A 22,248-nucleotide genomic window follows, 5' to 3' on the forward strand; every position below is an offset into this window, starting at 1 on the left:
GGGCTTTCGGGCCCCGCCCTCGCTGGTGCCGGAAAGGGCCGTTAGGCGGCCAGGGCACATTGAGGGCACATTGGTTTCGCTGGGGGCACGGATGTGCCCTGGGCGGCGGCCGGATCGCCGTCGCCTTCCGCCTCGGCTTCCGTTTCCGTGAAGGCGTCGTCGATCGCCTTGCGGGTGCGGGTCTCGCTGGACGGCAGCAGGTGCGTGTACGTCCGCAGGGTGAAGCCCGGGTCCGAGTGGCCGAGGTACTCGGAGAGCGCCTTGATGCTCTCCCCCGCGTCCAGGAGTACGGAGGCGTAGGCGTGCCGGAGGGCGTGCATGCCGTCTTCTGGGGCCGCCTGGAGGTAGCGCGCGCCACGCTCGCGCGGAGGGATCACGCCGGCGGCGGCAAGGGCGCGCTTCCAGTCGCCCATGTTGAAGACGCTGCGGTTGTAGGCCCGCCCCTTCTTGTCGACGAAGAGGAGGCGGAAGGTCTTCGGCTCGCCGCCAGGTTTGCCCCAGGGCAGGGTGACCTCGACCGGCGAGAACTCCTTCATGTGGGCCTTGAGGGCGACGGCGATCTGAGCCGGCAGGGGTACTGACCGGATCTTGTTGCCCTTGGGCAGGGCGAAGACGGGCTTCGTACCGACGAGCCGTACCTGGCGGTTGACGTGGATCCAGCCGCCCTTGAAGTCGATGTCCTCGACGGCGAAGCCGAACACCTCACCCTGGCGCAGGCCGCAGCCGAACGCGAGTCTGCCGCCGCCCTGGAAGCGCTTCGGGAGTGCGGCGATGACCGTGCGGACGCGCTCCAGCGGCCAAGGGATGATCTTCTTCTTGGTCGCGGTCGGCAACTTGACCGACTTCGCCTTGCAGGGGTTCTTCGGCAGCAGCCCGTCCTCTACGGCCATGCCGAGGATGCTGGAGAGGATGTCGAAGATGCCCTCGATCGTGGACACTTCCAGTTCCGCGTCCTGGAGGGTGCGGATCCAACCCTGGATGATCGAGGGCTGGTTGAGGGACCGCAGCTCGCGTCGGCCGAGGTGCTCGACGATGTGGTTGCGGACCGTCGCCTCGTAGCGGAGCGCGGTCGTCGGGCCGACGGAGTTCGCGTCGAGCCACTTCTGCGCGTAGGCGCCGAGTGTCTGCTTCGTCTCGGCCGGGACGACGTAGGAGCCGCGTCGGATCTCGACGTCGACCTCAGCGGCGCGGTTGTCCGCCTCGGCCTTCGTGTGGAAGTTCTCCTTGCGCTGGCGGCCGTCGAGGTCGCGGTAGCGGACTTGCCAGCGTTTGCCGACGCCGTGGTCGGCGGTGGCGACCATCTGCCGTGTGCGGCTCTTGTGCTCGCTGCACACGGCCTCGGTGGGCTTGGGGTGGGACTTGTGCCAGCGGTCGTACACGTCGGCCAAGAAGGGCCTCCTGGGTGGGGTGTGGGAGTGGGCGGTGCTGTGGGACGCGGCGGCGTGCGTCGGCCACGGGAGCAGCAGGGCTACGGGCGGGGCACCGAGTTCGGTGGCGATGGCGACGAGGTGGTCGATATCGCAGCGGCGGCGGGCGCATTCGGTACGGCTGGGCGCGGTGTTGGTTATCGGGCGGCGAGCTGGTGCTGGGTCAGGCCGCGTACGAGGCGTAGATGCTCGATGGCGCGGGCGGCGTGGAGGCCGGCGGGGCCTATTTCGACAGGTCGGGTTGCCATGACAGTTAGCTGTAACTTGCAGCCGGGCATCTCCGCAAGGGTTTACTCACAAACTCCGTAATAGTCGTTCGGAGGCGGAGTGGCGTTCGTCTCATCGAATTCCGGCACATCGCGAGCAGTTTTCTCGGGGAGGCCGTGCTACATTCCCTCCGCGTTTCAAAGATGGGCGATTTGAGTCACTATCAGGCGCAATATCCGGCGGTCTGACCGCGCCATTCCGGCTGCTGGGCAGCACCTCTGAGCTGTGAGGGGGGTCAGAATCTGACCCCCATGTGCCGGTATCCGGCACCCCGGGGGTGCCGGATACCGGCACATCCTTTTCAGGCACTGCGGGAGCGATTTCGGCAACGGCCGATCCGGGCGTACTGTTTTTGTCCCCCCGGTCGCACCGAGAGAACTTGCGGAGGGTTTCGGAGGCAACTCTGGACTTCTCCCCGAGTGGTGCGGCTGGGCTGTCCCGGCCCCTTGTCCAAGACCGAAATGGAGCCCTGTGCCGAAGACCCCTCCCCGTAGCACCAACGCCCCTGCCACCACTGCCACCACCCCGCGCGGCCGACTCGCCACTCCCGCCGAGGTCGCCGTGCACCTCGGAGTGCCGGTGAAAACGCTCTATCAGTGGAAGTACCGGGGCACCGGCCCGAACGTCCACAAGGTCGGCCGTCACCTGCGCTACCGCTGGCAGGAGGTGGACGCCTGGCTCGACGCCCAGGCGTCGTACGACCTCACGGCCTGACCCCCCACCTGCCCCCGCGTCTGACGCGGGCAACAAGCCAGCCCTGCGCGCCGACGCCGAGGACCGAAGACTCCCCATCCGGGAAGGAAGCCGCTCTGAAGATCCACCCCACCGCCAGCATGTTCCCGACACTCAGCAAGGACGAGCTGCACGACCTCGCCGAGTCCATCAAGACCGACGGCCAGCACGAGCCGATCGTCCTCGACGCCGACGGTGTCCTCCTCGACGGCCGCAACCGTCTCGCCGCCTGCAAGATCGCCGGCGTCAAGCCCCGCTTCACCACCTACACCGGCGACGACGCCAAGGGGGTGATCCTCTCCCACAACCTGTACCGCCGGCGCATCAGTAAAGGCCAGCAGGCCATGATCCTCGCGATGGCCCGTTCCTTTTCGGAACACCCGCTGCGGCAGCACGCCAAGCTCCACAGCATCAGCCTGACCCGCCTCTCCAACGCGGCCACGGTCCTCCAGCACGCCCCCCACCTCGCCGAACAGGTCAGCATCGGCACTCTCAGCCTCGACGCCGCCTACAACACCGTCCGCGAGAACAAGGCCCGCGCCGCCGCGATCCAGGCCCGGCACGACCGCCTGCGCGAGCATGCTCCCGACCTCGCCGAACAGGTCACCGAGGGCCTCCTCACCCTCGACGACGCCACGGCGACACTCGGCCAGCGGCAACACGAAGAACAGCTCCGGCAGTCCGTGAAGCACGCCGACGCTCTCCGTCTCGCCGACGGCGACCCCGCCCTGCCTCTGGTCCAGCTCGTCGAACAGGGAGAGATCACCTGGAGCGAGGCCCACGAGCGTGCCGAACAGTTCCTCGCCCACCGGCGGGACGCCATCCACCAAGCACAGCAGGCCCCTCCGGGCGATCGCCGAGAACTGGGCCACCGTCCAACACCTCGCCGCGCGCCCCGACACCCCCTACGCCCGGGACGTCCTCGGCGGCCTCGCACTCGAAGCCCGCACCCTCGCCCGGAGCCTGACCACTCTGGCCTGACACAGCACCTCCCCTCAGCGTCAGACCCAGAAGGGCCGGTCCATGGGCGAGTGCGGCCGTAGGGCTCACCGGATGTGATGTCGTCTCGGACCCACGGCACAGTGCGCTGTGTGACGGCGTCGCGGACGCGTCCCCGCAGCCCTGGGCTACCGGTGGTCCGGAACCGATTCCGGACCACCGGACGGCCGAAGGCGGTGGCCCTGCCAGCCAACTGACGTTGGGCGAGACCGTGTTCGGTGCGGAGTATTTCGATGGTGCGAGCGGTCGTACTCCTGCGGGCCCCATTTCCAGAGAGCGTGCTGCCATGGCTCCGCTTATGGCGGGCATTCGCCGGCTTCGGTACCGGAGATCGTCGGCTATGTTCCGCCCTGCACGGACGGCTCGCAGGCTTGTCTACACCCCCGGTCCGGTGTGGCACGGCCTCACACCTACACCCTGCCGATGATCTCTTGACATGGGGTGTTGTGTCGCGGCTTCGCCGTCGCTGACACGTCAACGGCTTGCCGATGTGATCCTTCTGGCTCGTCGTTGGGGGCAACTGTTTCGCCAACCGGCGATCGTGCCCCACGGTTTTCGCACCGCCCTCACCGAGCTCGATTTCCAGCGGCCTTTCTGCCGTGAGAGATTGCGCCGGATTGGGCTGGACTTGTGCGGCACGGGTGTGGCTGTGTTGACGTCACGCCCGGAAAACGCGAGCGGCCGTCAGCACGCCTTGCGCCAACAGCCGGACAGCTCCCCGCCCTTCACACCCCTACCGCCGCCCCGACCGACGGTGAGCCATGGGCATCACACCCACCGGCCACCGAGTGAGGACCCGCCCTCTTGGCACGAATCCGCACGATCAAGCCCGAAGCCTTCGTCTCCGAGTCGCTGGCCCTCGTCTCCCTGACCGCCGAGCGGACCTTCTTCGGCCTGCTCACCCAGGCCGACGACCAGGGCCGGCACCGCGACCACGCGGCGATCATCGCCGGGCAGTTGTGGGTCCTGCGCCCCGAGCACACGCCCGCGGACGTGGAGAAGGACCTCGCCCAGCTCGCCGACGCCGGCCTGGTCTGCCGCTACAAGGGCCCGGACGACAAGCGCTACCTGCACGTCGTCACCTGGCAGCAGCACCAGAAGATCAACCGGCCCAGCAAGAGCCGCCTCCCCGCCTGCCCGCTCCACGAAGCTGCGAAGGCAGTCGTCAGGAGCGCACCGCATGCGGGTGTCACGGAGCCCTCGCCACAGCCTCACGGAACGCTCCGTGCTGGCTCCGGGCAAAGGCGCGAGCCCGCGGTGAATACCGTCACCGATGCAGAAGCCGCAGGTCAGAGCGATTTCACAGAACCCTCCCTGATGGTGCGTGCAGGACTCAATGAGGCAGTGGTGACGTCTCATGGTCCGGATCTAGGACCTAGGATCATGGATCTAGGAGATACCCCTTCGGGGGGCGCGAGCGCCCACGCACTCGACACCGTCTCGGCCCAGCAGCTCATCGCCGAGTACGCAGCCGCCTGCACACACCGCCCTCCCAAGGACGTCCTGGGCCATCTCGGCCAACAGGTGCGCAAGCTGCTCGACGAGGGCATCACCCCCGCGCACATCCGGGCCGGACTCGAAGGGCACCGTGCCAAGGGCCTGCACCCCAGCACCCTGCCCAGCCTCGTCCACGAGGCCATGAACGCGACAACCACCGCGCCGACCACGCCGGTTGTCCACAGGGCATGGACAAACCCGACCGACGTCGAAGCCGCCTTCGGAGGTGACCTCTGACCGCCACCCTCACCCGGGAGCCGCACCGGGTCGGCCCTCTCGCCGACCGGCTCAACGGCATCCTGGCCAGCCGCGGCATCGACCCCGCCACCACCGCCGCGGAGCCCCCGATCGAACCGGTCACCGCCCTGGAGCTCGCCGATGCCCGGATCCCCGCCCGCTATCGCCGCGCCCTGGCCGACCACCCGCAGGTCACCGCCTGGGCCGACGAGATCGCCCGCGCCGGACGCCCCGGCCCCGGCGGACCCGGCATCGCCGAAGGCCCGTCGCTGCTGATCGCTGGCCCCACCGGCACCGGCAAGACCTACCAGGCATACGGCGCCGTCCGCGGCCTGCTCAGCCGTGGCGTCCGCCTGCGCTGGGAGGCCACCACCACCGCCGACCTCCACGCCCGCCTCCGCCCTCGTGCCGGCCACGACGCCGAACGGGACCTGCAGATCCTGGCGCGCTGCCCGCTGCTGCTCCTGGACGACCTCGGCGCTGCCAAGGCCAGCGAGTGGACCGAGGAGCTGACCTACCGGCTCATCAACCACCGGTACGAGCACATGCTCCCCACCCTCATCACCACCAACCTCCCCACCGCCGAGCTACGCACCACCCTCGGCGACCGCGTCGCCTCCCGCCTCGCCGAGATGACCGAACGCGTCATCCTCACCGGCCCCGACCGACGACGCCACACCACGCCCGCCGCCTAACGGCAGCCGCGCCTTCCCTTCCCGCCCCCTGCCTCACCCCGCCCGCGCACCAGCATGCCCTCGACGGCGCGGGCCCTGGAGAACCCCTGCATGACACCTGGCAACACCACGCTCCTGAGCGCCGCAGAGACCGGCACATCGTTCCTGGCGCGCTGGCTCGCCTCCCCCGCGGCAGCCATATGCCTGCTCCTCGTCGCCGCCCTTGCCGCCGGCTGGTCGCTGTGGCGGCACGTCCGAAAGCCCCGTAACGGGCGGCGACGGAGCACCGTCGCTGAACGGGTCACAGCCGTCGCCGCGTTCCTCTGCACCGTCGTCAGCGCGCTGACGAGTTGGCGGTTCGCCGCCGACTACCTCGGCATGCACAACACCGCCCAGCGCATCACCTGCTTCACCGGGGAACTCGGCATGATCGCCATCGCCGCGATGGCTCGCAGGAACCTGTACGGACCACGTCACGACGCTGGCCTCCTCGCCGACATGCTCTGGGTGATCGCCGCCGTGCTGTCCATCCCCGCCTACGCCGAGTACGGCCTCGTCGGCGGCACCTGGGCCGCCGTCGTCGGCCCGGTGATGGCAGCCGCACTGTGGCGACAGGCCATAGGAATCGATCAGCCGCACCTCACGCCCGGCTCCGCGTTCCGCGCAGCAGCGGCCACATCCTGCCAAGACGGGCGCAAGCCGGTCCTGGACCGCCCCGGGCCCGTCGAACACAGCCCGAAAACGGACAGTGGGCCGGCTGCCGCAGCTCCGTCTACCGACGCACCACCGACGACGGGCCCCGATCAGCCTGCGTAGGCGTTCACACACGCCCAGCACGCCCTCGGTAGCCGCCCTTGACGGTCCCACGCTTCCACCCCCACCGCACCGCCCCTGGAGAGACCTGACTTGCCCTCCCCTGCCCCGATAGCCTCCGACAGCCATCCCCGGCGGCCGCAGCATCGGCTCTGGCATCGCCTCGCTGCCGCTCGCCCCGGCCGCCGAGCACCCGCACCCGCCGGGGACCGGCGCGTGAACCGCAACGGACACCGCGCCCTCGTCACCGGCCTGGTGGCCGTCGTCCTCATGGCCTTCCGGGTCTCGTGGAACGCGCTGTCCGACGTGGCCCGCGCCATCGGCGCCGACTCCACCGCCGCCCTGCTCTACCCGATCGTCGTCGACGGACTGATGGCCCTCGCACTGGTCGCCACGCTCGTGCTGACCGGTACCGACCGCACGTTCGCACTGCGGGTCCTGGCGATCTACACGATCGCCAGCCTCCTGCTGAACTACGTGCACGGCCTCGTCCCGGCCCTGCACACCACGTCGGTCCGGTGGGGCCGACTGACCGACTGCGACCTCGCGAACTGGGCCCTCGTACTGCTGGCGACCTCGCTCCCGGTCGGGTCGATCTACTTCGGGTCGGACCTCGTGGCGAAGGTCCTGCACCACAACCCCGAGTCGGCCGACTCCGCCGAAGCCGCCTCTGCCCAGTCGCCGAGTCGGCAGGCTGACGAGCGGGCCTCATGGTCGGGGTCTGACCAGGCCGAATCGGCCCCCGAGCAGCCGACCGACCCGACCCCCGTGAAGACCGGCAAGGCACCCGGTGCGAGGCCGACCGAGGCCGACGAGTCGGCCCCCACTCCCCGACCGCCCCGGCCGACCGCCGTAGCACAAACGACCAAAACCGCCCCACGTCGAGCGACCCGTCGGGGCCCCACCACGGCCAAATCGACCGCCAAACGCACCCGCACCCGTGCCCGCACCCGCACCGAAGTCCTGGACGAGGCCCGACTCCTGACCGCCGACTGGAGCGACGACCAGCTCTCCGCCGAGCGTCTGCGTATCGAGCTAGGGATCGGCCAGGAGCGCGCCCGCCGCGTGCGCGACAAGCTGCAGGCCGAGCGCACCGGCCAGACCGAGCCCGTCGCGTACGACGGCGCCGAGGCCGAGCCTCCCGACGACCCCGACGAAGCCGCACCCCAGCAGCAGAGGGAACTCGGCACAGCCCCCGCCGGCGCCGCCTGACCCACCCCTTCCGACTCACCCCGTGCCCCGGGCAGACAAGCACGGGGCACGGGGGCCACGCACAGCGAAGCCCCCGGCACCAGCACCCCCACGGAGAACCGATCCATGCACCACCCTCACCACGAACTCCCCACCATCCAAAAGGGGATGACCACACCACCGACCTCGGCGGGAGCAAGTTGTCCCGGGAGCAATGCTCCCGGAGTTCCCGCCCCAGGGGTGGCGGGAACAGACCGGTGCCAGGGGGCACCGGACGGTCAGGCAGCGACCGAGGGCGGACCGCAGCCGGGAGGAGGACGGCGGGCCGAGTCCCTTTCGCGTCGGCGCCAGCGCGCCCGTCAGCCGAAGTCGCGTAAGCGCCTGCACCAGCCCAGCTGCCGCATGAACGATGCCGAGTACCAGCGCTTCACCGACGCAGCCGCCAACTGCGAGATGACCAACGCCGCGTTCCTCGCCTACGCCGTCGACAAGGCCGCCCGCGACCTGACCCGCACCGCCGCCGAGATCGCCACCGAACGGGAGATCATCGGCGAGCTGTTCGCCGCCCGCCGACACCTGGGCCGCCTCCACGGCCTGTTCAACCAGGTCGCCAAGGCCCTCAACTCCGGCGCCGACGCACCCCACCTCGACGCCGCGACCAAGGCCGTGCGCAGCGCTGCCCGCCGTATGGAGGACGCCGCCGATGCCCTGCTGGCCCACCGTGACGGCGGTGCCGCTGAGTGATCCCCAGCATCCACAAACGCGGCAGCGAGACGATCGGGCTGATCCGCTACCTCTACGGCCCCGGCACCGATGAGGAGCACATCGACCCGCACCTGGTCGCCGCCTTCGATCCGCTCACGCCCGACCCGGGCCGGGACCCGGAGGCCACCTTCGGGCAGCTTCAGCGGCTGCTCGACCAGCCCGTCAACGCCCTGCCCGCGGGGCGGCGCCCGAAGAAGCACGTGTGGCACCTGTCGGTACGGGCTGCACCTGAGGATCCGATCCTGTCCGATGAGGACTGGGCGGCCATCGCCCGCCGCATGGTCGCCGCCACCGGCATCGCCCCCGACGGCGACGACGCCGCAGGCCGGTGGGCGGCCGTCCGGCACGCCGACGACCACATCCACATCATCGCCACCCTGGTCCGCGACGACGGCCGACGGCCCCGCCTGCACAACGAGGCCCACCGCGCCCAAACCGAATGCCGCCGCATCGAAGCCGACTACAACCTGCGCCGCGTCCCCGCCGGGGACGGCACCGCCGCCAAGCGCCCCACCAGCGCCGAACGCCACAAGGCCAAGCGCCAGGGGAAGGACCGCGCCTCCCGCGAGGAACTCCGGGAGACCGTACGGCGGGCGGTGGCCGGCGCCGCCGGCGAGGAGGAGTTCTTCGACCGCCTGGCCGCTGCCGGCCTGCTGATCCGCAAGCGCGTGGCGCCCTCCGGTGACCTGCTCGGCTACAAGGTGGCGCTGCCGGATGATCGCAACAAGGACGGTCAGCCGGTCTTCTACTCCGGTTCCACCCTCGCGCCCGATCTGTCCCTGCCCCGCATCCGCGAACGCTGGGTCCTTCCCGAAGATGCTGCTGCCTCGGCGGACGGATCCCAGAGGGATCAGCCCACCCTGCCGGACGTAACAGGTCCCGCGTTCGCGCGGCGCCGGGCCACCGCCGCCACCTGGCAGGCCCTGCTGATCATCGACCACGGCGACGACGGCGCGGCAGCAGCCCAGATCGCCGCGGCGGGGGAGATCCTGGACGCGCTCGCCAAGACCTCCGCCGCCCACACCCGCGCGGAACTCCGCGAGGCAGCCTTTGCGTTCGAGCGGGCCAGCCGCTCTCACATCAAGGCCGTACGCGGGCACGACCGCGCTCTGCGCCAGGCCGCCCGCGATCTCGTCCACAGTGGTCCGGCCCTCGGCCGCGGCGAGGACGGTGCCACCACCGCCATGCTCATCGACATGGCCTTCTTCCTCGCCATCGCCGCGGCGAACTGGCACGCGAAGAAGGAGCACGCGCAGCAGGCGTCCGCCGCTCAGCAAGCCGCCGAACACCTCCGTGCCGCGTACGAGGCCGCCGCAGCCCACCCCATGGCCGTGCTACGCCAGCGAGGCCGTCGTCTGACCCCGCGTGTCCAGCAGCGGCAGGCCGACCTTCTCCACCAAGTGCTGCCGAAGCTGGCCGAACGGATCCGGGCCGAGGACGGCTGGCCCGCCCTGGCCGCCACCCTCGACGACGCCCAGAGAGCCGGCCACGACCCTGCCGCCCTGCTCACCGACGCCGCCCGACGGCGCGAGCTCGACACCGCCAGCTCCATCAGCGACGTCCTCGTGTGGCGCCTGCGCCGCAGTGCCCACCTTCCCGCCCTGCCCGAAAGCCCCCACGGCACACCTGCTCGAGGCAACCGGCACACCGTGTCCCCGGCGCCCACCACACAAGTGGCGACCAGCGCGGTGAACGACTCCAGCCGTCGACGCTGACCGGCCGAAACGGGCGAAACATAGCCGACGATCGCCGGTTACCCAAACCGGCGATCCTCCGGACTATTGATGCATCCGCCCACCCGACTCCCATGAGGAACACCTGCATGCCCGCGACAGACATCCGACCCCGCCCCGACATCGTCGCCCTCCTGTGCGACGCAGACTTCAAGCGCCGGCCTGACACCGACACATACAGCCACCGCGACGGACGCCCGTTCAGCAAGGAGGAACAGGCCCTCGCCTTCACCGCCACCCGCGTCGAAGTCGAAGAGGTAAGCGCACAGCTCGCGCGGTACCGGGAGTACCGGCGTACATGGAAAGAAGCGCCGGAAGCCTTCCAGAGCTTCCTCGCCCCGTTCATGGCGCAGCTGACCCAGAAGAACCTCGGCAACGCCGTCCAGCTCATGAACGAGGACGAGCGGACCGAGTTCGAGCGGCTACTCGGCCTCATGATCCAGCCGCTTCGGCCCTTCACCCCGAACACCTTCTGACGACGGCCCGCGTACCGCCACGACCGATATGAGGAAGTGACCGGGCTCGGGGCCGATACCGTCATCCGCCACCCAGACCCCGAGGCAGGGACGGACCGCCCCCAGCGGCCACGGGCTGTGACGCGCAGGAGGCACCAGAACACAAAACCACAGCGCAAAGCCGGGCTTCCCAAACGGGAGGCCCGGCTTTGCGCACGTCGAGTACCTGCTGCGCCGTCGGCCATCTGCTTGTGCTCCGAGGCAGGATGGCAGCTGGCTGGCAGCCATCGGGCATGCTGATTGCTGCCGTGGTGCCAACTCGGGTCGCTACCCTGGAGGTTGCTGCCCAGGGGCGAGCCGACCCCCTGCGGTCCTTCACACATCGGAGGTGGCGGGTGGCGATGAGCGTCCCTCCCCGGCAAGGCTGGGCAGATGATCTCGTGCCGTCGTGGGGGCGCAAGCTGACGGTGCCGTGTCCGGCCTGCGGTCTTCCCACACACCGTCACCGGACCATGGACTACGACGGGGTCAACATCTACCGGCCCCAGGCGGGGGCCGCCCCGGTCTCCGCGGTCGAGGGCGAGGAACCCGACAAGGAAGTGGCGTGGATCGCCCTGATGCCGGGCGATTACCCGGCTCGACACTTCGCCGACGACGAGGTCTACCATCTCGCCGGCGGGATCGCGCGGCCCGGACCTCACCACCGTGACTATGGCACCGCCAAAGTGGCTCACGATGCCTGCTGCCCGGGCCTGCACCGTAGCGCTCCCAGCAGCAGTCCGGGCGCGGCCGAGCTGTGGCGGGCGATGCGGATCCGGCTGGCCCGAGGCCCACGACCACGCCGCTGACCAAGGACTGGTCCCGCACAGCGGCACGACAAAATCCCCGATAGGTGCCGGAGACGAAGGAGAGGCCCGCCCATGAACCATGCCCAACTCGCCGCGCTGGGCCGTGCCCTGCGCGTCGCCGGTGAACACGAGCAGCGGCTCACCGGCGGCGAGGCCGTCTTCAATGTGGAGGAGATCCGCCAGGACCTCGAACGCGCAGTGGCCTTGCTGGACGAGACGATCAGCTCGCCCAAGGCGGTCACCCGATGCTCCGAGCACCCGAACGGACCGGTCGATCCGGACGCCGCCGACCTGTGCCTGCTCTGTGAGACCCGCCGCCGGGCGGGTCGGCGCACACCGCCCCGGCCGCGCTCCGCGGACCCCGACGACGATGCCCCCGCAGCACGGGTGCAGTCTCGGCACCGGCTGCGCGCCGAACAGCCCGAGCCGCAAAAGCGCTGGATCCCCGAGATGTGGAACGGCCGAGCCTGGCAGGTGTGCGGAACACCTCGACGCAGCGAATCGGACGCACAGCAGTACCTGGCGCAGCTGCGGCAAGAGCCGAACCCGTCGCCCGCCTACCGGCTCGTGTATGCGTTCACCGACCACAACGTCGTCCGCACCTGGGGCACCCCAACCCTCCGCCAACAGGTCGACCTGTGACTCACGAAGGGGCGGCGGGCGGCGGGCAACGCCCAGATCTGGCCCGGGTGATGCTGAGGCGAGCCAAGGAAGACGCCCGTCTGCACCGTTTCACCGAGCGATCGGCTTCCCCCGCCGTTCGTAGGCAAGTGCGCGGGCGTACACCGCCGGTGCAACTCGGGAAGGCGCTGCTGGAGATGTTCTCCGAGCACGGGCTCTGGAGCGAGACCGAAGCGACGCTGCTCAACTGCTGGCTCTCCGTAGCCGGACCCATGGTCGGGCACGTGGACCTGGCAGGCTTCGACCGGGAATCTGGAACCCTCACACTGTGCGAGTCCTCCACCGCCTGGATCACCCAGGTCAAGCTCCTCACAGACGCGCTCATCCAACGGATCAACGTCGAACTCGGCTCCCAGACCGTACGCCGTATCCGTCTGGTGAAGCGGGACCCGACCGGCCCCCCACCACCCTCCGCCCTACCGCCCCCTGCGCTACCGGGCGGCACACGCGCGCGGCGATGGCAGCCCGCACCACCGTTGCCTGACCCTGCCATCCAGGCCGCCGTTCAGCGCCAAAGGCAGTGCCTTCCACATGAACCCGCAGGCTGTCGTGAGCCGTCAGGTTCCTCGGCCAGCACGGGAACGGGAAGTGAGCGCCTTCATCCCTATGAGGGCCCGTAGAGACGATCAGCTACTCCCGCCGGGGCACCGCAGATACGCTCGCCTGTGGCCACCACTTGCCTGGCCACTCGGGGGGAGAAGGTACGAGGAGGGGGATTCCAAGGTGACCGTCGAGGACACCGAGCCAGCACTGCACCACCCACATGATCTGCACGCTGAGAAAGGCGTCCTGAGGGCGATGCTGCGGTCGAAGGACGCTATCGCCGACATCGTCGAAGTCCTCAGCGGCCACGACTTCTACCGGCCCGCCCACGCCCTGCTCTACAACTCGATCCTCGACCTGTACGGGCGCAGCCACCCAACCGATCCCACTGCGGTGATCGCCCACCTCAGCGACCATGAACAGCTGGACGAAGCTGGCGGCGCTGCCTACATCACCGCACTGGTCGACGGCCCGTCGCCTTCGCGGAAGTGGATCGCCGACGCCGAACGCGTAGAAAACGCCGCCCTGCTGCGCCGCACCAAGGCCGCTGCCGTCCACATCGAAGACCTGATCGCCGATGCGGAGCCTGACTCCGCGGACCGAATCGCGGACGCTGCGCAGGCGGAGATCTTCGCAGCGACCACGCGGCGTCCCCTGCTGCCCCCAGCAAGTCCCCTGGGGGACGTCATGGAAGACACACTCGACTGGATCGAGGCGGCTGGCAGCCGTGACGCGACCCTTCCGGGTGTGCCCACAGGCTTCACCGACCTCGACGCTCTGACCGGCGGACTCCACCCCGGCCAGCTCATCGTCGTCGCGGCCCGGCCGGCCATGGGCAAATCCACACTCGCGCTGGACTTCCTGCGCAACGCCAGCATCAAGCACGACCTGCCCGGAGCCCTGTTCACGCTCGAAGCCGACCGCAAGGAAGTCGGCATGCGGATCCTGTCAGCCGAGGCCCGTGTCTCCCTCTTCCACATCCGCTCCGGCACGTGCACCGATGAGGACTGGACCCGGATGGCCCGCCGGATGCCCGACGTCAGCGCCGCACCCATCTACATCCAGGACGGCTCCTACGCCAACCTGCACGACCTTCGAGCCCACTGCCGGTACCTGCACAGCCGTATGGGCGTCCAGCTCATCGTGGTCGACGCAGTCCACATGCTCACCTTCGGTACGAGGCAGCTCGGCTCGCGCTACGAGGAAATCTCCGAGATCGCCCGCTGTCTGAAACTGCTCGCCAAGGAACTTCGGCTGCCCATCGTCGCCATCTCCACCCTCAACCGGGGACCAGAACAGCGCGCCGACAAGAAGCCCCTGATCAGCGACCTGCGCGACTCCGGGGCACTCGAAGACAACGCCGACGTGGTGATCCTGCTCCACCGCGAGGACGCCTACGAGAAGGACTCCCCTCGCGCCGGCGAGGCCGATCTGATCGTCGCCAAGCACCGGCACGGTCCCACGGCCACGATCACGGTCGCCTTTCAGGGCCACTACTCCCGCTTCGTCGACATGGCGCAGACATAGCCGGGGCCCCTGTAGGATCTCAATTTCCGTGTCGGAATCTCACGGTCGATGTCGGATCAATTTCGGATCCGACACAGAATTGAGACTCACAGGTCGCGACTATCACTCGTATTTCGGGTTTTAGGCACGCAACTCGACGCACGGCAGTAAGATGCGCGTTTATGGACGCAGGATTGGCCGCCATTGGTGGCGCACTCGCAGGTGCAGCAGCAACGTTTGGGGCTTCGTTTCTGTCCACGTGGTCGGCACGTGCCACGGTGCGCGCCACGGTGCGCGCTGAACATCAAAGAGAACTACGGACTCCACGGCGCGACGCGTACAAAAGACTTGCGACCTCATGTATGGAACTGGAAGAGCGAGCGAGAGGGATATGCGAGGGATTAGCGCGCTGCGTTAGAGAGGATGCCTACTGGGATGATACAGCTAACGCAGAGACAGTCTTTCCCATGCACAGTGCAATAAAGGAAGCCTGCATGGACACGCTATTCCTGGGGCCATCTTCTGTAAATGATGTAGCCCTGGAGCTAATGGAGCGGTCGTACCATATCGTCGTACGTGTGGAAAGTCTGTACAGCCTTATAGATCCTGCACAGGTACCCGAGCAATTTGCTGATATTCGATGCGATATCGAGAGTGAAGAGTTCAGTAGCTACAAAGAGAGGACGAGCGTCCATCACCACCGCATCAGCGAGGGCCACAGAGAACTCTCGGCCGCGTTAAGGGTCTTCATGGAAGAGGCCCAGAGGTCACTAGAAGTGACGGGGGTCTAGTGACGCAATTCAGAGTGTCCTACCCCGCATGTGGAATTCAGGCGAATGCATAGCGCGGCTGCGAACTCGGGGCATCGGACAGCCATTGCGGACCACCGACTTCGGTCGCGTTGTACACCGTGACCCCACCCCGGACCCCGGGGACCACGCCGACCAGGGCGCGGACCAGGGCACACAAGTCATGCGCGTCGGCTTCGGTCTCACTCCACGCATGGAAGTCGAGTCGGGGCCGGTCGGACACGACGGTCTGTTGTAGGCCACCGATTCGTTCGACACGCACGAACCGCGCGGGACGGGGCGAGGGGATGCGGGAAACCACGGGTACGGGCTCGCCGGCTGCCGCGAGGGCCGAGCGGAGACAGCTGGTCAGCACGGCCACGGCGTCCGGCATGACGATCGCGGGACGGTTGCTTACTCGACCACGAGAGTTGAGGGAATGACACGGGCCTTGAGACAACCAACGGGTGACACGGCGTGAGATGCCTGCAGAACGCCCAGGCCAGATACGCGGCGGATGACACGAGCCGCGGGACCCTACAGCCCCGCTGCTCACGTCAACCAGGCAGAACCGATTCCATATACCTGATGCCGTACGCAACGCCTTGACGGACCGGTGCTCAAGAGCCAAGCGCTGGCCGGTCAGGCCACCTGTCACGGCCGTCAACGGCGGTCAGTAGGACAGTGCCAGGAATCACCCCAAGCAGCCGGAAATGTCAGTGGCTGCCCTTACGGTCCCGCGCTATGGCTAACGGAATCTGGCACACCGAATACGACATCCCCATCAACCTCACCCGCTCCGACCTCGGGCTGAACGACTACCGGCACCGCCTGCTGGCGGACCTCACACCGGACAAGGTCCTGGAAGACATCACCCGCCCTTTCCAAGAACGGGAACGCGAACGCCTGCAATGCCTCAACCACCACGAGCACGGGGTATGCAAGGCCGAGCAGGAGGGACAGTCACCATGGATGACCGTCCGACGGTGCCGACGGGGAGACGAACTCATCCTGGTCGCCGCCCACCTACCGGTGCGCAGTGCGCCCACGAAGCCGGAGAGCATGCGGCATCAAGCCCTCAAGGAACGTATCGTCCGAGCTGCCGAGCGCCGCGGTCTGACAGCCGACGCGGAGACCACGGCGCAGGGCAGCAAGCGGAAGATCCGCAGTGACGTACGGGTGTCCGGTCCGGCTCGGACCGTCGGCTGGGAGGCCCAGTACTCGCCGATCACCGCGCCCACGGTCCGCAGGCGCTCTCAGATCGCCGTGGAGGCAGGCATCACTCCGCTGTGGGTCACCGACACTGACCAGGCTGCGCTGATCAACAGGGCTCCCTGGGCGATGGTGGACGACCTGCCATGGCAGGAGATCGCATCACGGTCGCGGATGCTGGTCCGCGGTGGTGTCCGTCACCTGCAGGAGTGGAAATGTGTGGCGGGCGCTGAACGCCAGTGTCCGGAGAAGTCAGCGAGCATGTACGGCTGCGGCGCATTCCACACCATCTGGGAACTCCCCGCCCTGTGCCTGCCGATGAAGCGCCACACCGAGGTGGACGAACTCGTGGTGGCCAGCGCCGACGGCTCCTTCGTTCCACTCCAAGTCCCTCTGCCCGCAGATCCCCGGCGAGCGTCCCGTATGTGGGTCCCCGCCCAGGACCGCGAGCGCTGGCTCAGCATCGGCGACCACGAGCCGGCCCCCATCTGCGAAGAAGCACCGCCCGACGAGGACCTCACCTTCCACGAGGAGGAGTTGGACACGAAGTGCCGCTTCGGTGAGGAGAGCACCGTGCGCAACGACCCTCGCCCCGCTCGCGGCGGGGCCGACGACCGCGGCGTGAGAACCTTCGCCCAGCTGGCCACCGCGCATCCCCAGCCAGGCATCGGGACGGCCCATCAGCGGTGCGGAACGCCAGGAGGCAGCCGAACAGTACGGGTGCCCCGTGTGGGAGATCGGCTCCTGCCCCGGCTGCGGCCGGCCGATGCGCCGCTACGGAGCTGGAGCCGCCCACGCCTGCCCCGCCTGCCGGTCCCGCTTCATCAACCCGTAGAGCTAATCCACCGTGGCCTTGGCGACCGCCTTGCGCACGTGGGCATCGACAAGGCCGGGGCTGCCGGAGACCACGACGACCACCGTCCCGGTGCGGACGGCCGTCTGCTTGACGAAGCTGCTGCGCCCGCCGGCGGTGAAGGTCAGCAGCTGGCTCCACCGCTCGTCGCCCAGCTGCGCGACGAGCACCTTCTGAGTCGTGACCGTGACGGGGGTACCGCCGGTGAGGACCTGGTAGGTGGGGCAGGAGGTCATCGCCTCGAAGATCCGGCCCACGCTCCGGGAGAGTTTGTCCTCGGTGTCGCTGTACAGCTCCTCGGCCACCTCGGAGCCGCTGCCGCCCGCATAGGTGAAGGACACCTTCGCCTTGTGCGGGAAGTCGAGGCTGCCGCCGACCGCGGCCTCGCTGCCGAGCATCGCCAGCGCCGGGCAGCCGATCACGGTCACGTCGTCGTGCTGCGCGGAGCGCTGCGGCACACGGGTGTAGCCCTCGCCCAGGTCGCTCTCGTCCAGGAGCCGCTTGGCCAGTGCGGCCGAGGAAAGCGGATCAGATGCCGGGGCACTCTCGCCGTCCGGGCGCACCGAGACGGTCGTCGACGGGGCCGAGTCGGTGGAATCAGCGCTGTCGGTCGAGCAGCCCGTGAGGGCGAGGACTGCGATGACACTCAGGCTGAGGATGGTCGTGGTGTGAAGGCGCATGCGAACCCCTTTGGTGGTCTGCGAAGCGGACGGGTTGGCCAGGCCGGTCCTCCGGGCGCCGGCGGTACGAAGGGGCGGAGGGGGTTCGGGGGTTCAGTGGCCGAGGTGGCGCAGGCCCTCTTCGAGGGTGGGGTGGAACCGGTCGACGGGACCGGAGTGGCGGTTGTACCAGGCCGCGTCCAAGCGCGGTTCCTTCGTCTCGTGGCCGGCCCGGCAGCGCAGCCACACCGAGTCGTCGCGCAGGCAGAAGATGATCCAGTCCCGGTATGCGCCGCACCCGGGGCACGTACGGACTTCGCCGTCGATGACGAGCGGCTGCTGCCAGCGCATCATCAGCCCGGCCACCTCCTGCCGTGACGGCACTCGCAGGTCCGGGGGCAGGAAGTCGGGCGCCACCGCGTCCTCCTCGGCCGGAGCCGGTGCGTTCCGCTCGGGGGTGTCGGGCCAGGGCTGCGTGGCCTGTAGCCGCAGCAGCATCGCGTAGCCCGCATGCTGGGCTTCACGGAATGCGTGGTCCTCGCGAGCGCGTCGAAAGAACAAGATCCCTTCCTCTCTGTCATCTGGCGGGCACAGGGCACGTGCCTCCGCTCGGGGAGATCGGCGACGGGCCGCACGACAGCGGCTCCGGCGGCGCGGGAGTCGTCAGGTACGGCGGACGACGGTGAGCCGGCCCTCCGCGCTCTCGGGCACGGTGCGGCGGGGCACCGGAAACGGTGAAGCGAGCGAGGAGGCGAACGCGGCGACCAGGTCGTGGGGGACGCTGGCGCTGAAGCTGGCACACCACAGGTATGGGGTGCCGAGGACGGGTTCCGCCCACGCCTGCCAGCCCACCAAATCAGGACGAGGGTCGGCGTCCTCGATGAGGGGCGGCAGCATCTCCAGGGAGACACTGCAGGAGAACCCGGGGTCGATGGCAGTGGTGCAGGGGCGGTCCGCATCGCGAATCCAGCCGCGGGCACTCAGCGCGTTGAGGACCGTCTCCGGCCCCTCGAAGCCGACGTCGGCCGCCTCACGGGCATCGACTGCCATGAGGAGATCGACGAGCACCTCGTACGGAACGCCGGTGGTGAAGTACGCGTTCCACGTCGGCATCACGGAGTCGGCATGCGCGCGGGCGCTCAGCTGCCAGGCCACCGGCAGTCCGCCCAGCTCGAACGGATGGGCGGCGAGAATCCACTCGGCGCCGCACAGCCCGTCCGGGCTGACGTAGAGCAGGGTGTGGCGGGCGGTTGGCCACATGCGCCAGCCGAGGCTGGCCAGGGTGTCGCCGATCCGCTCGGCGAGCGCATCGTCATCGCCGGCCAAGTGGCGTGGGGTGACCCAGTACACGGGGTCGGGCAATTCGGATGGGAAGGGCTCGCTGGGGTGGTGCGGTTGCAGGGGCGCCTCCGTAGGCTCGGGGACAGGGCACTGCCGTCGCTGACCTGGGGTTTCGGAAGGTCGTCCACGTTGACATACCTCGCTCCCCGTGCACCAGAGGCTTGGGGATCTTTCTTGTCTGCCGCCGGTGAACTAGTGAGCCGCCGAAGTGGGCTACCTCCGGGCGCCCCGTGCACCGTCGCCCAGGTCTCCCTACCTAGGTCGCTCTCGAAGTCCTGGCAAGTTCTGGCAAGTTCCTCGCTTCACAGCCGACGCCCGGGCAAGCTCTGGCACAGAATTCGTTACCGGCACCCGAGGAGGTCATCATGGCCCTGATTAGGCTCGGTAAGGACCCGGAGAGCCCCAGCGGCGGTTCCCCCACCGTCTACCTCGACGAGGAGAAGGACACTTACCTCGTGCAGGGGTGGAAGGTGGAGGACGCCGAGCGCCTCGGGCAGATGGACATCCCCGGTCACGAGACGGTGGTGGAGATCCCCCGGCGCATGGTGCAGTTCTTCCAGGAGGTGAAGCAGCGTGACGAGGACCCCGACGTTTGAGGAGCTGTTCCGCGACTGCCAGAGGACCGCTGTCCACCTGGAGATGCGCGACGCATACATGAAGTCGGACGCGGCCTTCATCGACTGGAAGGCCGGCGTGGACCTCGATCCGGCCGAACGCTGGGCCGACTGGCACGCCATCGTCACCGAGGCGACCTCACGAGGCGTCGAGGTCCGACGCGCCCGCATCGTCTCCACACCGGTCAGCGAGTACATCCGCTTCGAGTACGACGTGACGGACGGCCTGAACATCGCGGCCGGCGAAGACGTGCGCTGGCTCTCGCGGCGAAGTGCAACCGACCTCGCACTTCCAGGCAATGACTTCTGGCTGTTCGACTCCCACCTCGTCCTCGTCAACCACTTCGACGGCGAGGGCGAGAACATGGAGGTCGAACTCACGGAAGACCCGGGGGTGGCGAAGCTCTGCGAGTCGGCTTTCGAGGCCGTGTGGAAGCGGGGAACGCCGCACGCAGAGTTCGAGCCGGCCTGACCGTCCGACCAGTACCGTCACCCTGACATGACATCGCCATCTTCGAGCGTCCAGGAAGCCCGCAAGGCGCTCGGACAGCGCCTGGCCGAGATCCGGCTAGCAGCCGGTCTCACCAAGCGAGCGCTGGCCCAGAGTCTGGGTTGGCATGAGTCGAAGGCTTCGCGCTTCGAGAGCGGCGCCCGGGCCCCCTCGGAGCGCGACCTTCGCGATTGGTGTTCCGCGTGCGGTGCGGAGGGTGAGACGGAGGATCTCATCTCGACGGCCCGCGGAATTGAGGGCATGTACGTCGAGTGGCGCAAGATGGAGCGCCACGGGCTCAAGTGGGCACAGGAATCGGTGGTGCCCCTGTGGGAGCGCACCGAGCGTTTCCGTATTTACTCGCCCTGGCTTATCCCCGGCCCCGTGCAGACTGCCTCATACATCACCGCGCTTCTGACCTCCATTCGTGACCGCCGAGGACTCATCGACGATGTGCCGGCGGCCGTCAAGGTGCGAGTGGAGAAGCAGCAGGTCGTCTACGGGAAGCACAAGTTCGCCATCATCCTCGAAGAGAGCGTCCTGCGATACCGCATCGGCGGCACCGACGTGATGGCGGGCCAGCTCGGCTACCTCCTCAGCGTCATGGCGCTCCCCTCGGTGAGCCTCGGCATCATCCCCCAGAACGCCGACCGCTCGGGCCTGTGGCCCGTCGAGGGATTCTTCCTGTACGACGACGAGCTGGTGAACGTCGAATTGGTCTCGGCTCATCTCACCGTCGTCCAGAAACACGAACTTGCCATGTATGCCAAGACGTTCGGTGAGCTGGCCGAACTTGCCGTCTACGGCCCCGCCGCGCGTGAACTCATCACCTCTGCCATCGAATCTCTAGGGTGAAGGCCGGGCAAGTTCGGGCACACTCGTGGAGCCTCGTCCCTCCCCCTTCCTAGCTTTATTGGCACGGCTTACAGCGTGCTCCGGAGGGGCCAGTGATGACTGTGGCAAGCACGGGCAAGGCGATGGAGGCGGCCGAGGACACCGAGGCCGATGACTGCTCCATCAACGTGGCGGTGATCTCCTCACAAACGGATGCCGTCCTCTGTCTGCGGATGGGCACCACGACCCGCGCGGCGATGGACAGGCACTTGCCGCAGATAGCCAAGGAATTGAACCGTCTGCTCAGCGAGGACTTGGGCGCCGAGGACGACAGCGAGGTGCGGGAGCTGGTCCGCAAAGGGACCAGGCTGATCGACCTCACCAACCGGCCGACCCCCGAAACACCCACGTTCGGAACCTTCCTGTACCTCCGCGACGTCGCCCTTCTGACGCGACGGCTGCTGTGGATCTACTCCGAGCGGAACGGGCTGGATGCACCGTGAGCGTCAGGGAAGACCAGATCATTCGGGAGCTCTCCCACTACATCCACGAACACCCTGCCGAGCAGACGGCCCTGATGCCCGTCTACGACGCAGCCCTCGACCACTCGCGGCGCCGAGCCTGCACCCACGACCAGTGCTGCCCCCTCGTGATGACGGGAGCCGTCCTCGTCGATGAACGCAATCGCGTCCTGTGCCTGCGGCACGAGGGTGGCTACGCGCTCGCGGAGGCTGAGCCGGAGCACCAGGACGAATCCCTCAGCGAGGCGGCCTTGCGCCTGCTGGCCGAGGAGGTCGGCGTCTGGGACGTGTGGACGCAGCCCGGCACCGAGGGCCCCTTCCTGGTCGACGTGACGAGGCCAGGGCAGCACAGGTACGGGCCGCGCCTGCGGGTCGGCATCCGCTACCTCTTCCGGGCCCACTCGGGCGCGGTCTTCCCCTCAATGATCGAAACGGGCGCAGCGGCCTGGGTGCCTCTCACCGAGATCGGTATCCCGGCAGTCCGCTCCCGCGTCGAGCGCCACTTGATCGGAATCCGGTGAGTCCCCGCAACCAACAGCTCGCCTACATCGCATGCGTCGTAGCGGTC

At 68.5% G+C, this 22,248-nt stretch carries 24 protein-coding genes; 19 read left to right on the forward strand and 5 right to left on the reverse strand.

Annotation, left to right across the window (positions count from 1 at the left end; translation table 11 throughout):
* Positions 1-41: 41 nt before the first annotated feature.
* Positions 42-1,379 (reverse strand): tyrosine-type recombinase/integrase, encoded by a 1,338-nt coding sequence (locus AB0L75_RS22565; RefSeq protein ID WP_365183731.1) that lies wholly within the window; start codon positions 1,377-1,379, stop codon positions 42-44.
* Between the two features lie 786 nt (positions 1,380-2,165).
* Between AB0L75_RS22565 and AB0L75_RS22570 the strand changes: the two genes are divergently transcribed.
* The 14 genes from AB0L75_RS22570 to AB0L75_RS22635 all read left to right on the forward strand — a co-directional run bounded on the left by AB0L75_RS22570 (position 2,166) and on the right by AB0L75_RS22635 (position 15,159).
* Positions 2,166-2,408, forward strand: a complete 243-nt coding sequence (locus AB0L75_RS22570; protein WP_365183518.1) for a helix-turn-helix domain-containing protein — start codon at positions 2,166-2,168, stop codon at positions 2,406-2,408.
* 119 nt (positions 2,409-2,527) lie between these two features.
* Positions 2,528-3,469 (forward strand): ParB/RepB/Spo0J family partition protein, encoded by a 942-nt coding sequence (locus AB0L75_RS22575; protein ID WP_365183520.1) that lies wholly within the window; start codon positions 2,528-2,530, stop codon positions 3,467-3,469.
* 760 nt (positions 3,470-4,229) lie between these two features.
* The gene (locus AB0L75_RS22580) at positions 4,230-5,159 is read left to right on the forward strand and encodes a hypothetical protein (protein WP_365183523.1); all 930 of its coding nucleotides are present in this window, start codon (positions 4,230-4,232) and stop codon (positions 5,157-5,159) included.
* Positions 5,156-5,854, forward strand: a complete 699-nt coding sequence (locus AB0L75_RS22585; RefSeq protein ID WP_365183733.1) for an ATP-binding protein — start codon at positions 5,156-5,158, stop codon at positions 5,852-5,854. The genes AB0L75_RS22580 and AB0L75_RS22585 overlap by 4 nt, the downstream gene beginning before the upstream one ends.
* A gap of 90 nt (positions 5,855-5,944) precedes the next feature.
* On the forward strand, positions 5,945-6,649 hold the full coding sequence (locus AB0L75_RS22590) for a hypothetical protein (RefSeq protein WP_365183525.1): 705 nt from the start codon (positions 5,945-5,947) through the stop codon (positions 6,647-6,649).
* 213 nt (positions 6,650-6,862) lie between these two features.
* Positions 6,863-7,858, forward strand: a complete 996-nt coding sequence (locus AB0L75_RS22595; RefSeq protein ID WP_365183526.1) for a DUF2637 domain-containing protein — start codon at positions 6,863-6,865, stop codon at positions 7,856-7,858.
* A gap of 381 nt (positions 7,859-8,239) precedes the next feature.
* Positions 8,240-8,581 (forward strand): plasmid mobilization relaxosome protein MobC, encoded by a 342-nt coding sequence (locus tag AB0L75_RS22600; protein ID WP_365183528.1) that lies wholly within the window; start codon positions 8,240-8,242, stop codon positions 8,579-8,581.
* Positions 8,578-10,317, forward strand: a complete 1,740-nt coding sequence (locus AB0L75_RS22605) for a relaxase/mobilization nuclease domain-containing protein (protein ID WP_365183531.1) — start codon at positions 8,578-8,580, stop codon at positions 10,315-10,317. The genes AB0L75_RS22600 and AB0L75_RS22605 overlap by 4 nt, the downstream gene beginning before the upstream one ends.
* A 107-nt stretch (positions 10,318-10,424) precedes the next feature.
* Entirely contained in the window at positions 10,425-10,811 is a 387-nt protein-coding gene (locus AB0L75_RS22610) for a hypothetical protein (RefSeq protein ID WP_365183532.1), read from the forward strand.
* Between the two features lie 491 nt (positions 10,812-11,302).
* Positions 11,303-11,638, forward strand: a complete 336-nt coding sequence (locus AB0L75_RS22615; RefSeq protein WP_365183535.1) for a DUF6083 domain-containing protein — start codon at positions 11,303-11,305, stop codon at positions 11,636-11,638.
* 72 nt (positions 11,639-11,710) lie between these two features.
* Positions 11,711-12,280 carry a hypothetical protein gene (locus AB0L75_RS22620; protein WP_365183537.1) on the forward strand — a complete coding sequence of 190 codons (570 nt, stop codon included), beginning with the start codon at positions 11,711-11,713 and terminating at the stop codon, positions 12,278-12,280.
* Positions 12,281-12,330: 50 nt separating this feature from the next.
* Positions 12,331-12,939, forward strand: coding sequence for a DUF721 domain-containing protein (locus AB0L75_RS22625; RefSeq protein ID WP_365183734.1), 609 nt, complete (start codon positions 12,331-12,333; stop codon positions 12,937-12,939).
* 103 nt (positions 12,940-13,042) lie between these two features.
* The gene (gene dnaB, locus AB0L75_RS22630; protein ID WP_365183539.1) at positions 13,043-14,389 is read left to right on the forward strand and encodes a replicative DNA helicase; all 1,347 of its coding nucleotides are present in this window, start codon (positions 13,043-13,045) and stop codon (positions 14,387-14,389) included.
* 341 nt (positions 14,390-14,730) lie between these two features.
* Positions 14,731-15,159, forward strand: a complete 429-nt coding sequence (locus tag AB0L75_RS22635) for a hypothetical protein (RefSeq protein WP_365183541.1) — start codon at positions 14,731-14,733, stop codon at positions 15,157-15,159.
* A gap of 37 nt (positions 15,160-15,196) precedes the next feature.
* Here AB0L75_RS22635 and AB0L75_RS22640 read toward each other — a convergent pair whose 3' ends face one another.
* From AB0L75_RS22640 to AB0L75_RS22655, 4 genes are all read right to left on the reverse strand, one after another.
* A complete protein-coding gene (locus AB0L75_RS22640; protein WP_365183544.1) occupies positions 15,197-15,538 on the reverse strand; it encodes a hypothetical protein in 342 nt (113 codons plus the stop codon).
* Between the two features lie 1,667 nt (positions 15,539-17,205).
* The gene (locus AB0L75_RS22645; RefSeq protein ID WP_365183545.1) at positions 17,206-17,901 is read right to left on the reverse strand and encodes a hypothetical protein; all 696 of its coding nucleotides are present in this window, start codon (positions 17,899-17,901) and stop codon (positions 17,206-17,208) included.
* A gap of 93 nt (positions 17,902-17,994) precedes the next feature.
* On the reverse strand, positions 17,995-18,441 hold the full coding sequence (locus AB0L75_RS22650) for a hypothetical protein (protein ID WP_365183547.1): 447 nt from the start codon (positions 18,439-18,441) through the stop codon (positions 17,995-17,997).
* A gap of 102 nt (positions 18,442-18,543) precedes the next feature.
* Positions 18,544-19,230, reverse strand: a complete 687-nt coding sequence (locus AB0L75_RS22655; RefSeq protein WP_365183735.1) for a DUF317 domain-containing protein — start codon at positions 19,228-19,230, stop codon at positions 18,544-18,546.
* A 356-nt stretch (positions 19,231-19,586) separates the two neighbouring features.
* On the opposite strand from AB0L75_RS22655, the gene AB0L75_RS22660 reads away from it, so the two are divergent.
* The 5 genes from AB0L75_RS22660 (at position 19,587) to AB0L75_RS22680 (ending at position 22,201) form a co-directional block, all read left to right on the forward strand.
* Positions 19,587-19,817, forward strand: coding sequence for a hypothetical protein (locus tag AB0L75_RS22660; protein WP_365183548.1), 231 nt, complete (start codon positions 19,587-19,589; stop codon positions 19,815-19,817).
* Entirely contained in the window at positions 19,795-20,307 is a 513-nt protein-coding gene (locus AB0L75_RS22665; RefSeq protein ID WP_365183550.1) for a DUF6879 family protein, read from the forward strand. Before AB0L75_RS22660 ends, AB0L75_RS22665 begins: the two co-directional genes overlap by 23 nt.
* Before the next feature lie 27 nt (positions 20,308-20,334).
* Entirely contained in the window at positions 20,335-21,180 is an 846-nt protein-coding gene (locus AB0L75_RS22670) for a helix-turn-helix transcriptional regulator (RefSeq protein ID WP_365183552.1), read from the forward strand.
* Between the two features lie 95 nt (positions 21,181-21,275).
* On the forward strand, positions 21,276-21,662 hold the full coding sequence (locus tag AB0L75_RS22675) for a hypothetical protein (protein ID WP_365183555.1): 387 nt from the start codon (positions 21,276-21,278) through the stop codon (positions 21,660-21,662).
* Positions 21,659-22,201: an NUDIX domain-containing protein gene (locus tag AB0L75_RS22680; protein WP_365183558.1), complete on the forward strand. Its 543-nt coding sequence runs from the start codon at positions 21,659-21,661 to the stop codon at positions 22,199-22,201. The genes AB0L75_RS22675 and AB0L75_RS22680 overlap by 4 nt, the downstream gene beginning before the upstream one ends.
* Positions 22,202-22,248: the final 47 nt, after the last annotated feature.

The organism is Streptomyces sp. NPDC052101 (assembly GCF_040680235.1).
Lineage (GTDB): Bacteria > Actinomycetota > Actinomycetes > Streptomycetales > Streptomycetaceae > Streptomyces.